General features: G+C 67.7%; 12 protein-coding genes and 3 pseudogenes. 6 read left to right on the top strand and 9 right to left on the bottom strand.

What is annotated here, in order from left to right:
- Positions 1-20: 20 nt before the first annotated feature.
- Positions 21-1,274, bottom strand: a complete 1,254-nt coding sequence (locus BKA00_RS28860) for a hypothetical protein (protein ID WP_185030199.1) — start codon at positions 1,272-1,274, stop codon at positions 21-23.
- A 416-nt stretch (positions 1,275-1,690) separates the two neighbouring features.
- Complete coding sequence (locus BKA00_RS28855) at positions 1,691-2,089, bottom strand: ATP-binding protein (RefSeq protein ID WP_185030198.1); 399 nt, start codon at positions 2,087-2,089, stop codon at positions 1,691-1,693.
- 136 nt (positions 2,090-2,225) lie between these two features.
- On the opposite strand from BKA00_RS28855, the gene BKA00_RS28850 reads away from it, so the two are divergent.
- On the top strand, positions 2,226-3,026 hold the full coding sequence (locus BKA00_RS28850) for a helix-turn-helix domain-containing protein (RefSeq protein WP_230298637.1): 801 nt from the start codon (positions 2,226-2,228) through the stop codon (positions 3,024-3,026).
- Entirely contained in the window at positions 3,017-3,247 is a 231-nt protein-coding gene (locus tag BKA00_RS28845) for a DUF397 domain-containing protein (RefSeq protein WP_185030195.1), read from the top strand. Before BKA00_RS28850 ends, BKA00_RS28845 begins: the two co-directional genes overlap by 10 nt.
- A 121-nt stretch (positions 3,248-3,368) precedes the next feature.
- Here the strand turns inward: BKA00_RS28845 and BKA00_RS28840 are convergent, their stop codons facing one another.
- Complete coding sequence (locus BKA00_RS28840) at positions 3,369-3,761, bottom strand: VOC family protein (RefSeq protein ID WP_185030193.1); 393 nt, start codon at positions 3,759-3,761, stop codon at positions 3,369-3,371.
- A 393-nt stretch (positions 3,762-4,154) separates the two neighbouring features.
- Here BKA00_RS28840 and BKA00_RS28835 point away from each other — a divergent pair, with 393 nt between their 5' ends.
- Entirely contained in the window at positions 4,155-4,748 is a 594-nt protein-coding gene (locus BKA00_RS28835; protein ID WP_185030190.1) for an ASCH domain-containing protein, read from the top strand.
- A gap of 371 nt (positions 4,749-5,119) precedes the next feature.
- Positions 5,120-5,530 (top strand): hypothetical protein, encoded by a 411-nt coding sequence (locus tag BKA00_RS28830; RefSeq protein ID WP_185030188.1) that lies wholly within the window; start codon positions 5,120-5,122, stop codon positions 5,528-5,530.
- Between the two features lie 207 nt (positions 5,531-5,737).
- Here the strand turns inward: BKA00_RS28830 and BKA00_RS40925 are convergent.
- Positions 5,738-6,583, bottom strand: a pseudogene (locus BKA00_RS40925) (glycoside hydrolase family 62 protein); the annotation flags it as partial.
- A 132-nt stretch (positions 6,584-6,715) separates the two neighbouring features.
- Positions 6,716-7,132 (bottom strand): annotated as a pseudogene (locus tag BKA00_RS40920) (RICIN domain-containing protein); the annotation flags it as partial.
- Between the two features lie 391 nt (positions 7,133-7,523).
- Here BKA00_RS40920 and BKA00_RS28820 point away from each other — a divergent pair.
- Complete coding sequence (locus tag BKA00_RS28820; RefSeq protein WP_185030181.1) at positions 7,524-8,939, top strand: endo-1,4-beta-xylanase; 1,416 nt, start codon at positions 7,524-7,526, stop codon at positions 8,937-8,939.
- A gap of 105 nt (positions 8,940-9,044) precedes the next feature.
- On the opposite strand, the gene BKA00_RS28815 is transcribed toward BKA00_RS28820, so the two are convergent.
- The 3 genes and pseudogenes from BKA00_RS28815 to BKA00_RS28805 form a co-directional block, all read right to left on the bottom strand.
- The gene (locus BKA00_RS28815; protein ID WP_185030173.1) at positions 9,045-9,809 is read right to left on the bottom strand and encodes an alpha/beta fold hydrolase; all 765 of its coding nucleotides are present in this window, start codon (positions 9,807-9,809) and stop codon (positions 9,045-9,047) included.
- 3 nt (positions 9,810-9,812) lie between these two features.
- Positions 9,813-10,763: pseudogene (locus tag BKA00_RS28810) on the bottom strand (sigma-70 family RNA polymerase sigma factor); the annotation flags it as partial.
- Between the two features lie 95 nt (positions 10,764-10,858).
- Complete coding sequence (locus tag BKA00_RS28805; protein WP_185030167.1) at positions 10,859-11,689, bottom strand: maleylpyruvate isomerase family mycothiol-dependent enzyme; 831 nt, start codon at positions 11,687-11,689, stop codon at positions 10,859-10,861.
- A gap of 520 nt (positions 11,690-12,209) precedes the next feature.
- Between BKA00_RS28805 and BKA00_RS28800 the strand changes: the two genes are divergently transcribed.
- Positions 12,210-12,485, top strand: coding sequence for a hypothetical protein (locus BKA00_RS28800; protein ID WP_185030165.1), 276 nt, complete (start codon positions 12,210-12,212; stop codon positions 12,483-12,485).
- A 91-nt stretch (positions 12,486-12,576) separates the two neighbouring features.
- Here the strand turns inward: BKA00_RS28800 and BKA00_RS28795 are convergent, their stop codons facing one another.
- The gene (locus BKA00_RS28795; protein ID WP_185030163.1) at positions 12,577-14,379 is read right to left on the bottom strand and encodes an ABC transporter ATP-binding protein; all 1,803 of its coding nucleotides are present in this window, start codon (positions 14,377-14,379) and stop codon (positions 12,577-12,579) included.
- Between the last annotated feature and the right edge of the window lie 8 nt (positions 14,380-14,387).

Below are 14,387 nucleotides of genomic sequence, written 5' to 3'. Positions count from 1 at the left end.
CACTCGCGGTCGGCGCCCGCTCATTCCTTCTCTGCGCGCTCCTTGTCGTCCCCCTGCCGACGGAGTGCTCGCTCGGCGATTCGGTCGGAGAGTTTGCCCTTCGCCGACTTGGCCAGATCGAGGGTCTCGTTGCCGAGGCGCTTGGCGGTGTCGACGCGGTCTGCTCCTGTCTCGAGCGCCTTGTCCCTCACCTCCTTGGCCGCGTCCGCCCATCGTCTTGCCTCTGACGACTGCCGAGCGCTCTCGATTCCGAGCCGCTCGTGGAATTCGACGATGGCGGTCGAGACCTGATTGCTGGACTGCACTACGGCCGGGGCCTTCGCTGGATGCATGAGGACCTTGGTGTTGGCCGTGCCGACAGCCGCTTCCATGCGGGCCATCAGGCGCTCGGTGCTCTCCGCGATGAGTTCTAGTCTGTGCTGCCGGGCAGCCTTCAGTCCGAGGCGATGCCCGTCCAACTCCTCCGGAGACACGTCCAGCACCCGGTCGAGTTCGAGTACGGCGATCGCATCCTGCAGTTGGAAGCATCGCGCTAGAACGGCGAGCCACTCCTTGCCCTTGGACTCCGCCTCCCTGGCCGCCTTGGCGAGATCACCGACCTTGGTTCCGCGTTCCAGCTTCTCCGTTGCCGCATCGAGTTGACGCAGCGCGTACGCCTGGGTCTCCGCGATCGTCGTCGGCGCGGTCTGCACCTTCGACCACGTGACCTCGTCGACGCGGCCCCTCTTCTCTCGAATGGTCATGGACTCCTCGATGACGAGGCCCACTCCGATCATCCTGGCCAGCACGGCGTCCCTCTGAGCGCGGAGCACGTCGTCGACCTTCTCGTCGATCGCGGCGAGGTAGTCGGTGATCTCGTCCATGGTCTGCTGCATCGCGACCTGCGCCATGATCCCCGCGGCACCGGCCAGGATCGCCGGATTGCTCAGAAGCGATCCGGGTCCCTTCACGAACTCGACGAACCCCTTGATCTGGCCCTTGTTCCCCTTAAGCACGCCTGTGCTGAGACCTGATTTCTTGCTCTCCCTCAGCCCGTACTTATTGATCGCCTGTGCGGACTCCCTGGTCAGCTTCACCCAGCGACCCGAGTTGGCGGCGATCTCCGAGCCCGCCTGGGCGACCGCGGCGCCGGTGTTGAGGGCGGATCCCAGCCGTCGCAGTCGAAGTTCCTTCGACGGCAGTCCCTCAGAGGCGAGGAACTGTTCGACAGTCGTCGGATCCCCGATGACCGCCAGCCCATCGCCGTCACTGATCAGCTGAATCTCGTCATCCATCGTCGGCTCCTGACGTGCGGGGAGGTGAAATCTTCAGGCGCCGCGACTGCGTCGCCACACGCACAACCGAGCTCATGCCGTACCGGCGGCCAGCCCCGAAAGGGACTGTACAGAGCATGGTGGCGGATGGTGGGCGGCTGGCCTGTTGCGGCACATTGCTGCGGGCCGCCCGCCGTTTCTCAACTGTCCGAGCAAGCGGGCCCCTCGGCTACTTCAGGAGTCACTCGCCGGTCTGGAGACCGAATCCGCTGTCGAGAACGAACCGGAACTTGGCGATCTTGGCCTTCTTGAGGGCATTGACAGCCCTGACGACGAGCGCACCCGCGAAACATCGACCTGTTCGCCCCTCCCCTTCCCCCGCCTCCGCGCCGCATAGCCTGCCGTTCGCGGGCGGGAGGTCGTTCCGCCGGTAGTCGTCAGGGGGAGTCCAGGACTGCGAAGACGATCTTGCCGACGTCGCCGGCCAGGGCTCGGATGCCCCAGCAGCGGGCATACTGGTCGACGATGAACAGGCCCCGGCCCGTCTCGCTGCCCGTGTCCGCCTTCAGCATGTGCGGCAGATCGTTGGTGGCGTCCTGGACCTCCAACCACAGCGCGCCGTCCTCGGTGCGGTCCAGCCGCAAGGTCACGTCGCCGTCCTTCTCGGACGCGTAGCGGAGAGCGTTGGTGACGAGCTCGCTGGCGACCAGGCATGGGACGAAGTCGTCCATGCCCCACCGGCCGGTGACCAGCCGCACGAACCGCCGCACCTCCGCCACGACCGCCAGGTCCTGCTTCACCACCATCTCGTTCGCGCTGCACGCCGCCTCGCCCATGACCTCTCCTCACTGTGCGTGGTGAACACCACACATTCAGCCACTTTCGGAGCTAGGTTTGGCATGCCGCTGAAAAGAGGATCTCGCCAGCAAGCGCACAGGCATAGGTGCAAGTTACCGATGGAGGTAAGTGATCATGCCGGTACGGCGTCAGCACCCCAGCGAATCCCCCGCGCTCGTGGCCTTTGGACGCCAGATGCGCCGGTTACGAGAAGCCAAAGACGTCCTGCAAGAGACGATTGCTCACCTGACGAGAGTCAGCGCAGCGCAGGTCAGCCGGATCGAGAATGGCAAGAAGCGCGCCACCCGCTCCTTTGTGGAAACCGTCGACACCTACCTGGAAGCGGACGGGTCGCTTCTCAGCCTGTGGGAGGACCTGAACCGGGACGGTCACCCGGTACCGATCTGGTTCGACTGGCCCCAGACCGAGTCGGACGCCGCAGAACTCGTCACCTGGGAGCACACGATCGTCCCCGGGCTTCTCCAGACTCCGGCCTACGCCCGCGGCTTCCTCAACTCGGACGAAGCCGTGGAGGCGCGCATGGCACGTCAGGCCATCCTCACCCGTGCGGACGCTCCTCCTGCGGTGCTTGTCGCGCTTTTGAGCGAACACGTCCTCGACTACCTGGTGACCTCGCCCGAGGTGATGCGCGAGCAGATAGAGCATCTGATCGCTCTCAGCGAGCTTCCCAACGTCACCATCCAGGTCGTTCGTAACAACGGGCGTCCGGCAGGCACGGGTGGCGCTTTCGTGGTGGCTACCATGGAGGACCGGAGCGAGGTCGCCTATATGGAGACGACGGTGCGAGGCATCACGACCGACAACCCCTCCGATCTAGCCAAACTTTCCGAATCGCTCAGAGAGTTGCGTGCGAGAGCGCTCCCCGAAGACATGTCCCGGGACAAGCTGAAAGAGGCGCTGGAAAAATGGACCTGACCAACCTCGACTGGCGCAAGGCGAGCCGCAGCGGCGAGAACGGCGGCAACTGCGTCGAACTGGCACGGCTCACATGGTGCAGGAGCAGCTACAGCGGTTCTAATGGCGGCAACTGCGTCGAGGTGGCGGTGCGGGACAGCAAGGACCCTGACGGGCCCGTCCTCCTGCTGACCCGCGCGGCCCTGCGTACCGCCGTCCAGTCCGCTGCCGACACTCACTGACCCTCCGGCACCGACCATCCCACCGGGGCCCGATCGATTGAGTCCGTGGTGGCCGTCCCGCCCCCCGGGTGCAGACGGCTCTCCTCCACATCTCCCGCGTGATCCGCACCCGGCACCGGCCCTAACGGTGGCAGACGGTCTCCAAAGTGACGCCGTCGTGACCTTCCCAGAAGGTGGCGTAGTAGGTGGGGCCGTACTGCGGGAACTCCTGGGGCTCATAGAGCACGTTCGCGCCCCGCTTGACCGCCCACTCATGCAGACGGTCGACCTCCTCTCGAGTCTTCACCATGAAAGCGAGGTGCTGGAGACCCGGACGGTGGCGCGAGTAGTCGCCGTCTTCCAATGCCGGATAGAAGAACAGATACGTGCCTGGCTTGCCGCCCGCCGGACGGTACGAGAACTCCTCCTCGGTGGCGAAGAAGGTTTCGAAGCCGACCAGGGGCATTAACTCGTCGTAGTACGCCTTGGCTTGGCCAAGGTCGCGGACATTCACGCCAAGGTGGCCCAGGGGCATCTGTCGATCATAGACACAGCACCGGGCTCACCCCCCCACGATCACCGGTACCGCGTCATCTCGATGCCGGTGGACCGTGCTCAGGCCCAAGGGCGGCCCCTGACCGGCGTGGACGAACGGTGCCGTCGCTGAGCGCCAAGGGCCTCACGCACGGAGAAATCTCGGCGCACCTGGCCGAGGGGCTACGCCCCTTGACCACCAGACCCACCGCCTAACTGAACGGCTTTGCGACGGGCGTGTTTCGAAGTAGGTGGAGCCATTCGTTGATGGCGGTGATCTCAAGGACGGCCTGGTAGCGGACGAGAGCTTGTCGTAGCGGGTGCCACACGTTTCGCCGAGTAGCGGCGTCGGAGAGGATTGGGGGAGGAGAGGCGTAGCACCCGGGAGGGAACGATGCTGTTCAGGCGGGAGGTCCTTGAGGGGATCGCGGGTGGGCGGATCGACCGGGTGTTCCGGGTGTGGGCCGAGCCTCGGGTCCGCGCGGGGAGCACGCAGCGCACCTGGGCGGGGATCATCGTCATCGACTCGGTCACGGCCGTCACCCCAGAGGAGATCACCGAGGAGGACGCCCTGCGTTCGGGCTTCGATGATCGCGCGGCCCTGCTCACCGCCCTGTCCAAGAGCACCAAGGAGGGCGGCTACCACCGCGTCATGCTCCGTCTGGGCGGCCCCGACCCCCGATCGGAACTTGCCGGGAACGCCGACCTGACCGATCAAGAACTGGCCGACCTCAAAACCGCCCTGGACACCATCGACACCCGCAGCCGCCGCGCCCCCTGGACGCGCGAAGTCCTCCGCGTCATCGAGGAACACCCCGGCCTGCGCGCCCTGGACCTGGCCGAACACCTGGACCGCGACAAACTCCCTTTCAAGGCCGACGTCCGCCGCCTCAAAGCCCTCGGCCTCACCGAAAGCCTGGAGACCGGTTACCGCCTCTCCCCACGCGGCAAGGCCCTCATGGCCTACCTACGGTCCCTCCCCGAATGACCTAACCCGGTTCTGCCTCAGCCCTGGCAGGTACCGGGACGTCCGCAGAACTGAGCTAAGAATCTCTCCGTGGTCAGCCAGGACATGACGTCCGGAGCCTCCCGGCATTCGTCATCAACGCAAGCGGGTCCCGGGAGCGTGCTCTCACCGACGCCGACGGTGGCAGGTGGACTACGAGGCGGGCAATGGTCTCGGAGAGTGTCGTCCCGGATCGTCTGGTCCAGACCCCGGAGGCTTCGGTCGAGATGAAGAGCGCGTTCAGGAAAGCCTCCCCACCTTGGCCTTGGGCGTGAAGGCGGATGCAGGGGCGTGCCGATGGTGGCGCGCGCGGGGTGGTTCGGCAGTAGGGGGCCGTGGTAACGATGGCGAGCATGAGCGAGACGCCCATTCCATACGTTCGCAACCACGACGGCCCCACGCGGGTCCTGCAGCTCCACACGCGCCGCGGGGTGATTGCCAAGGCCGGCGTCACCGTCGGCATCGATGGTGCCCACTACCACCAGCGTTGGGGGAGGGCGGCTTTCGAGATCCCAGCGGACAAGCCAGTGCACGTTGCTGTATCGCAGGGAAACGGTCAGATCGGCGTCGCCGCCACGGTTCTCACCCCTGAGCAGCCGTCTGAGCTGGAGTACCGGGGCCCTGCGGCCCTGTACCTCGCGGGCACCATCGGAGCTCCCGGCACTGTGAAGCAGCGGGGCTGCCTGCTCCAACTCGCCATCTTCGCTCTTGCTCCCGTTATGGTGCTGGCGCTCGTGATCGTGATCGGCGTTCTGTCCCGATGACCGCCGACCCGGCTCTGATGCCGTGCCCGCCGGAGGTTCGATGGCGACGCCCCGGGCGCACCAGCCCGCGTAATCCGCCTAGTAGGGCGGGCTTGGAGAATGTGGGAAGCATGATCGGCACGACGAAGACGCGGCGCCCGGCTGCCTCCGGCGGTGAACTGGGCGGGCTCGACCTGCCGCCGAGCCCGCCACTCCCGGGTCACCTCGTCAGCGCTGCAGGGTCAGCAGGCCCGGCCGGTAGGGCAGGAGGCCGTAGTCGCCGCCGGAGTTGGGGCTGCGCCCCTGGTAGAGCAGCTGCAGATTGCAGGGATCGACGGTGAAGGTCTGATCGGCGCTGGTCCGGATCAGTTCGCCGTGGCTGATGTCGTTGGTCCAGGTGGCGCCGCTGTTGGCCTTGCCGGCGAAGGGGTTGCCCTCGGACGCGGCCTGCGGTGTCCACGAGCCGTTCAGGCTGGTGGCCGTGAACGAGCGGAAGTAGCGCCCCTGCGAGCCGATCGCCTCGACGATCATGAGGTAGCGGCTCTGGCCCTGGACCTTGTAGACCTGGACGGCCTCGAACAGGTTGTTGGTCGAATCGCTCAAGACCACGGTCGAGGTCGCGCCGAAACTGCCCGGGAAGTTCCCGATCGGCATATTCGCCCGATAGATCTTGCCATTGTCACCGGCGAAGAAAAGGTACATGTTCGCGCTGTCGCCGATGAGCGTCTGGTCGATGGGCCCTGTTCCTGATCCGGATATGCTTCCGGAGAAGAGCACCTGTTGCGATGACCATCCATTCGGGTTGGCGGGGTCGCTCGACGTCCGGTAGGAGAATGCGGTTCCGCCCCACTGGTAGGCGAGCACCCAGATGTTCTTCGGCGCGAAGTAGAACAGCGTGGGCGCGACGGTGGCATTCGACATCGTGTTCTGGCCGGCCGAGGCCATCTCCGACCAGTTGGTGAACAGGCCGAAGTTCATCGAACCCCACCTCGTCCCCGTATCGTGCGTCGTCGCGTACACGAGGTGCCTGCCGTTGTAGGGGGCGACGGTGAAGTCCTTGAGCGAGACCCACCCCGACTTGGGCTGCGCCAGCGGGCCCGTTGACGACCAGCGGTAGGCCGACGGGAGATCGCACGCCGGAGTGGAGTCGCCGCCGACCGGGATGAGCTGCCACTGCTGGTTGTCGCCGCCCCAGTCGTCGTACTGGACGATGTTCGCGTTGTCGGCGGTGGAACCGCCCTGCACTTCGAGGGGCTTGCCGCTGTGGCGCGAGACCAGCCGAACGTAGCCGCCCGGGCTGTCGACCAGGCGCCACTGCTGGTTGGCGCCGTTCAGGTCGGCCCACTGGACGATCGAGCCGCCGTTGGCGGTGGAGAAGTTGGAGACGTCCAGCACCTTGCCGGAGTGGCGGGACCTGACGCGGTAGTAGCCGTCGCCGGAGTCGACGAACTGCCACTGCTGCTGGTTCTGATCGTTTCGCGTCCACTGGGTGATGCGGGCGCCGTCGTTCGTCGCCAGGTTGTAGACGTCCAGGGCCTTGCCGCTGTTGCGGTTGACCAGGACGTACCACGTGTTCACATCCACTGTCGCGGCGTGGGCGGGCTGTGGGTTCGTCACGCACATGAGCACCGAAAGCAGGAGCGATGCCAGCACCGCACCGGTCCTCAACATGACCTTCTTCCTTTCGTTCGGCGTGGATGTTAGCGCTAACAATTCCTGCCGGGGCGGACCTTCTCTCGATCGGGGGTCGGGGGGTGGCGGTGGCCGGAGTAAATAACAGTCAGAAAGGCATCGTCAAGGGCCTCGGAACTTCGAAAAGTTTCGAGCACAGCCAGCCGCAGATCGCGCATACGGCGCCATGAAAAGATTTGGAAACTATTGACGGGATCTGCGGGGGCTCACACACTGAGTCCGCGACGCCCCGGTGGTGTGTGCGTTCCCTTGATGGAGCGCGGCGTCCCTTACACGGCTGTGTTCCGTGCTTCCACCCTCGTTCATTCATGGAGGAGCAGACGTGCGTACGAACGCCATGCCCAGGTCCGGGATCCGCAGGCGGGCCCTTCTCGCAGGCGCCCTCGGGGTGCTCAGCGCGGCGGCCGCTCTGGTGGCGCCGCCCCCGGCCACGGCCGCGGAGAGCACGCTGGGCGCCGCGGCGGCGCAGAGCGGCCGCTACTTCGGCACCGCCATCGCCTCGGGCAGACTCAACGACTCGGCCTACACCACGATCGCGTCCCGCGAGTTCACCATGGTGACCGCCGAGAACGAGATGAAGATCGACGCCACCGAGCCCCAGCGGGGCCAGTTCAACTTCAGCTCCGGCGACCGCGTCTACAACTGGGCGGTCCAGAACGGCAAGCGGGTACGCGGCCACACCCTGGCCTGGCACTCCCAGCAACCCGGCTGGATGCAGAGCCTCGGCGGCAGCGGCCTGCGCCAGGCGATGATCGACCACATCAACGGCGTCATGGCCCACTACAAGGGCAAGATCGCCCAGTGGGACGTCGTGAACGAGGCCTTCGCCGACGACGGCTCGGGAGGCCGCCGCGACTCCAACCTGCAGCGCACCGGCAACGACTGGATCGAGGTCGCCTTCCGCACCGCGCGCGCCGCCGACCCCGCCGCCAAGCTCTGCTACAACGACTACAACATCGAGAACTGGACCTGGGCCAAGACCCAGGGCGTGTACGCCATGGTCCGCGACTTCAAGCAGCGCGGCGTGCCCATCGACTGCGTCGGCTTCCAGTCCCACTTCAACAGCGGCAGCCCCTACAACGGCAACTTCCGCACCACCCTGCAGAACTTCGCCGCTCTCGGTGTCGATGTGGCCATCACCGAACTGGACATCCAGGGCGCCTCGGCCACGACCTACGCCAACGTGACCAACGACTGCCTGGCCGTCTCGCGCTGCCTCGGGATCACCGTCTGGGGTGTGCGCGACACCGACTCGTGGCGCTCGGAGCAGACGCCCCTGCTGTTCGACGGCAACGGCAACAAGAAGGCCGCCTACACCTCGGTCCTCAACGCCCTCAACGGCACCTCGTCGCCTCCCACCGGCTCCGGAAAGACGATCAAGGGCGTCGGTTCGGGCCGCTGCCTGGACGTGCCCAACGCGAGCACCGCCGACGGCACCCAGCTCCAGCTGTGGGACTGCCACAGCGGAACCAACCAGCAGTGGACCTCGACCGACGCGGGTGAGCTCAGGGTCTACGGCGACAAGTGCCTGGACGCCGCCGGCACCGGCAACGGCGCCAAGGTCCAGATCTACAGCTGCTGGGGCGGCGACAACCAGAAGTGGCGCCTGAACTCCGACGGATCCATCGTCGGCGTCCAGTCCGGCCTCTGCCTGGACGCCGCCGGCTCCGCCAACGGCACGCCGATCCAGCTCTACTCCTGCTGGAACGGAAGCAACCAACTCTGGAGCCGCGCCTGATCTGCCGTAAGGGAACGGGGCGACGGTTCTTCGCACAGTTCCAGTGACACGCCCGCACGACGGAGTGGAGTCGGGCATGCCCTGGCTCCACTCCGTCGTCCATGGCTACTCCGCTTCGAAGGCGCTGTGGTGGGCTCGTGCGATGGGCATGTACGTCGGGGCCGCGTCAGTGGTCAGGAACGCCAGGACCATGGCGCGCACCGCTTCGGCGTGCTCCATCAGCAGCAGGTGGCTGGCGTTGGGCAGCACGGCCAGTTCGGCGGTGGGCAGCGCGCGGTAGAGCGCCACCGTGTGGTCGAGCGTGACCAGATCGTCGTCGCCGGCCAGGACAAGGGTCCTGGCGGTCACCGCGCGCAGGTCGGCCGGGTCCGGTTCCGGCTCGGTCGCGGCCGCGTGCGCGATCTTGCCGAGGACGACCGGGAAGTGGTCGCGGCCGTCGGGTGACACCTCGGCGTAGGCGTCGACGAGCTCGGCGGGCATCTCGCCGTCCGCCGAGGGCTTGAAGATCAGTCCGTCCAGGTCGTAGGCCGTGCTGATGAGGACGAGGCGCTCGACCAGGTCAGGGCGGCGCATCGCCACCCGCAGCGCCACCGTCCCGCCGGCGCTGTAGCCCACCAGCCGGGCGGGGCCGCCGACCACCTCCTCCAGGAACGCGATCGTGTCCCGCGCCATGAGCTCCATGGTGATCGGGCCGGGGGCGTCCGGCGTGCGGCCGTGGCCGCGGCGGTCGGGCAGGTAGAGCTCGAACGTGTCGGCGAGCCCGTCGAGGTTGCCGGTGAAGCAGCGGCTGTCGGTCAGCCCGCCGTGCAGGAGCACCACGGGGTCGCCCTTGCCGCGCTGGTCATGCCACATGGGAACGGTGTCGGTCATGCACTACATACGGGACGGCGGCTCCGAAGTCATCGGCAGTCCGAACAACGCGAACAGGGACGGTTCCAGGTAGGTCGTCGTACTGGCGATCAGTCCGTCGCGGGAGTCGAGGATGAGCAGGCCGAAGGCTTTCCCGTCCCGGTACTGCGCGAACGCGGGCGATCCGTTGGCCGCTGTGCGGACCAGCCGGTCATCGGCACAAGCACCGGCCGCGCCCAGCAGGGCGGCCCGGATCGCCTCCCGGCCGCTGAGCCACCAGGCGAACGGCGGCATCGACATGGTGGCGTCCTGGTGGAGCAGCGACACCAGGCCGTCGACGTCGTAGGCGGTGAACGCGTTGACGTACCGGGCGAGCAGGTCCTCGTCGACCTCGCCGCTCCCGGCCGGGGTGGGACGTGCGGACATGGTGGCGCGTGCTCGCTGCAGGGCGCTGTTGACCGCGGCAGGGCTGCTGTCGAGGAGCCCGGCCACCTCCTCCGCCGACCAGCAGAGCACCTCACGCAGGATGAGCACGGCCCGCTGGCGCGGCGGCAGAGCCTGCAAGGCGGCGACGAACGCCAGCCTGATCGTTTCGCGACTGGCCGCCAGCTCGGCCGGGTCGCCGTCGGCGGGCAGCACGAGCCGGTCGGGGACCGGTCGCACGAAGGCGGCGGCCTCCAACGGCGCGCCGAGGGAAGCGCCGGCGGGTGAGGACGGGCCGAGATCCATCGCGAGCGCGCGCCGCTGGACGCCGCGGGTCATGTCGAGGCAGACGTTGGTGGCGATCCTGTGCAGCCAGGTGCGCAGACCGGCTCTGCGCTCGTCGAAGCGATCGGCGCTCTTCCAGGCGCGGAAGAGGGTCTCCTGAACGGCGTCCTCTGCCTCGGCGGCGCAGGCGAGCATGCGGTAGCAGTAGCCGGTCAGGTCGACCCGATGCGCTTCCAGACGGTCCTCGAAGGCCACGCTTCCACAGTATTCAGTGACCTGACCCCGACGTTCGCCGGCGGCGGCGTCCCGGCGCGCGGCCCGCGCCCGAGCAGTGGCACTGGTCGTGCGTCATGGTGCTGGGCCTAGGCGATGACCGCGAGGAGGGCTGTGATGGCCTTCGTGAGTTCCGCGTCTCCGGTCATCTTCGATCGCTGACGGGCCTCGTCCTCGGTGATGCCTCTGGTCGCCAGGCGCCAGAAGGTGTCCTGGTCCATCGAGACGTGCGCGGTCGGCTCCCCGACGGGTGGGGCCATCTGCCATCGTGCGTCCTGGCGGACCACGCCCCAACGGCCGCCTGCCGGGCCGAGTACCTCCAGGTGAGCGGTGTGGCCTTCGGGGCGATCGTGCTCTCGCAGCGCGTGCGGCAGGCCGCGCGCGAAGACGTCCAGCACCGGGCCCATGAGATCGGGTTCATCGGCGCCCGGAGCGGAGACGGCGTCGCGCACCTGCTGCTGGTGCACCCAGAACTCGGTGTACTCGCGGCCGATGTCCAGCCAGGCGGGGCTGTCGACGTCGGTGGCGGCCCAGAAGACGTTCAGGTCGGCGGCGTCCTGGAGGTCCCGCGCCGCCCATACGGCGTCGAGTCGCGGCCCCAGGTGATCCATCAGTTCGATCATCAGTTGCGGGCTGAGCCGGCGGGCCGCCCGGACGAACTCCTCGTTGGTGCGTGCCAGATATGCAGGAAGCGTCTCGTCCTCGGCGAATATCGCGCCGCCGTACCCGTCGCGGCTGCCCGACAAGCGCCGCATGTAGTCATTGAGCACATGAGCGACGACGTCGTGCACGTCCCAGCCCGGGCACACCGTAGGCACGGCCCACTCGGCGGGGCTCAGGGCGCGAAGCAGGTCGAGCATGGCCCGACGCTCGCGCGGGAAAAGCGGACGAACGTCGACGGTCGGACCGAAGATAATCATTGCGTGACCCTACCGACTGTCGTCCCGTCCTTCCTGCCATGAGCGACCGACATCGACGCCGGCCCGTTCGAGGATCGCGGCGGGCATTGCCGCAGCGTGCCGGCAACGCTCCGGCCCGGCGACGGATTCGGCCGGGGCGCGTCCGCGCCGACCGCGGCTACTGTTGCCGACTGACGGGTGATGACGCGACGTACGACCGGCCGCCGGCGCCCTTTGCCGGAAACGGCCAACGGCGCACAATGGGTCCGGGACACGCGAGAGGATCGGACAATGGCTCGACGGTGGCGAGACGACCCGACGGTGCGGGCGCGGTAGGCGCCGCCGCCGCCCGGCACGGTCGCCGGGGACGCGAGCGAACACGTCATCATGAGCACCCGATCGCGGCCCGAGACCCCGCCCGGCGGCCGTGCGGCAAGGCCCCGTCGAGCGCCGGAGGACAACGCGGACCGGTTGCGCGGTGGGGACCCTGGCCGCGTGAGATGGTAGCGATCACAGGAGCCGGGCAGGGAGCAGAGACGACATGATGCACAGCGTGAAGGCGGCCGTGATTCTGGCCGCGAAAGACGACCCGAACACCCAGCAGCTGGCCGACTGGCTGCGCAATATCTTCGGGCCGCTGTTCCTGGTCATCATCGGGATCGTGGCCCTGTTCTTCCTGTTCACCCGGGAGATCACGCGGTTCATTCAGTTCATCGTGCTCAGCATCGTGATCGCGGTCGTCTTCTACTACCCCGGGATCATCACGTCGGTGGCCAAGGGAATCGTGCAGGCACTCGGCGTCGAGGACACCGGCTGAGCCCGCGCGTCCACCCGGCCCGCGGCGGTCGGAACGTCCTGCTTGTCTCGCCGCCCGGTCGCGGGGCTCAGCCAGGTGGCCGGCACCCCACTCAGCCGGTCACCGGTTGGGAGTCCTGGTCGCGCTGGGCGGCGGGCAGGGCGTCCGGGGCGGCTTCGGTGGTGAGGAAGCCGCCGGACTGGTGGTGCCAGAGACGGGCGTAAGCGCCCTCAGACTGGAGGAGTTCCCCGTGGGAACCCTCTTCGAGGACCCTGCCGCGGTCGAGGACCACCAGGCGGTCCATGCGGACGACCGTGCTCAGACGGTGCGCGACGACCAGTGCGGTGCGGTCGCGCATCAGGTGCCACAGTGCCTCCTGGATGAGCAGTTCGCTTTCGGAGTCCAGCGCGCTGGTCGCCTCGTCGAGGAGGAGGATCGGGGCGTCCCGCAGGATGGCGCGGGCGAGGGCGATGCGCTGCCGCTGGCCGCCGGAGAGCTTGACGCCTCGCTCGCCGACCAGCGTTCCGAACCCGTCCGGGAGGGTCTCGACGAACTCGGTGACGTGCGCCGCCCGCGCGGCTCGGAGGATCTCGGCCTCGGTGGCGCCCGGCCGGGCGAAGGCGATGTTGTCGTGCACCGACCGGTGGAACATCGCGGGCTCCTGGGGGACGTACGCGATCATGCTGCGCAGATCGCTCTGGCGCAGCCGCGCGATGTCCTGGCCGCCGACGAGGATCCGTCCGCCGTCGACGTCCATGAGGCGCAGCAGCAGCCGGGAGAGGGTGGTCTTGCCGCCTCCGGACCGTCCCACCAGGCCGATCTTGGCGCCGCTGGGGATCTCCAGATCGAGTCCCTCGAACAGGGGCGGGCCGCCGCCGTGGGCGAAGAGCACCCGCTCGAAGCGGACCGAGGCGTCGGCCGGACGCAACGGCCGCGGGTCGGGCGGATCCACGACGGTCGGCGGCGCCAGGAGCAGCTCGGTGAACTGGGCGCTCTCGGTGAGCGTGCTCTCCATCCGCCGGTAGATCTGGTTGAACTCGAACATGATCCGTGTCGCGTTGGTGTAGTAGGAGAACGTCACCACGATCGCCTCCACACCGAGCCCGCCCCGAAGCGCCACCGCGACGAGCAGCCCCAGGGCGCTGGTCAGGATCGACATCGGAGCGACGATCGTGTCGACCCGCAGGTTGGCGTAGTCCCAGGAGCGCAGTGCCAGGCGGTTCTGCTCGGCGACCCGGCCGCGGAACTCGGCGGCCTCCCGCTCCTCGGCGGCGAACGCGCGGACCGTCTCCATGTTGGTCAGCACGTCGGCGATGTGGCCCGAGACCCTCACCTTCGCCGCCTCGCGCCTGTCCACCAGCGCCTGCCTGCGGCGGATGAACGGGACGACGAGGAAGGCGGTGAAGACGATCAGGCCCAGGAGGACGACGACCAGGAGCGGGTGGTACCGCCAAAGGATCACCGAGGCGAAGGACAGCGGGATCAGGTTGGCCACGACCGAGAAAGTGAGGGTGTCGGCGAAACTTTCGAAACCGCCGCAGAAGCTCAGTATCCGTTTGGTCAGCGAACCGGCGAAGTTGTCATGAAAAAACGCGGCGTCTTTGGCGAGCAACTCGTCCATGCCGGTGTTGGCGAGCCATTCGATACCCCGGCTGTTCGTCCGGTTGAGGAAGTGCAGGCCCACTCGCCACAGCGCCTCGCCCGCCGCCATCAGGCCGGCGAATCCCAGAACGTAGGGCAGGAGGGCGGCGAGATCGCTTTCCCCGCCTTCGGCCAGGTGTCCCACCAGGGCGGCCACCATCAGCGGCGTCAGGTAGAACAGACAGGTATTTCCGAGCGCCGGCAGAATCGTCGCCGGAAGCGAGATGCGCCACTGGCGGCGCAGCACGCCGCAGTAAAAGCGCAGGGCCAGCATGACCGCTC

The sequence above is a fragment of the Actinomadura coerulea genome, from assembly GCF_014208105.1.
GTDB lineage: Bacteria > Actinomycetota > Actinomycetes > Streptosporangiales > Streptosporangiaceae > Spirillospora > Spirillospora coerulea.
The sequence above is the reverse complement of the archived record's forward strand: the minus strand, read 5'-3'. Positions and strand labels throughout refer to the sequence as shown.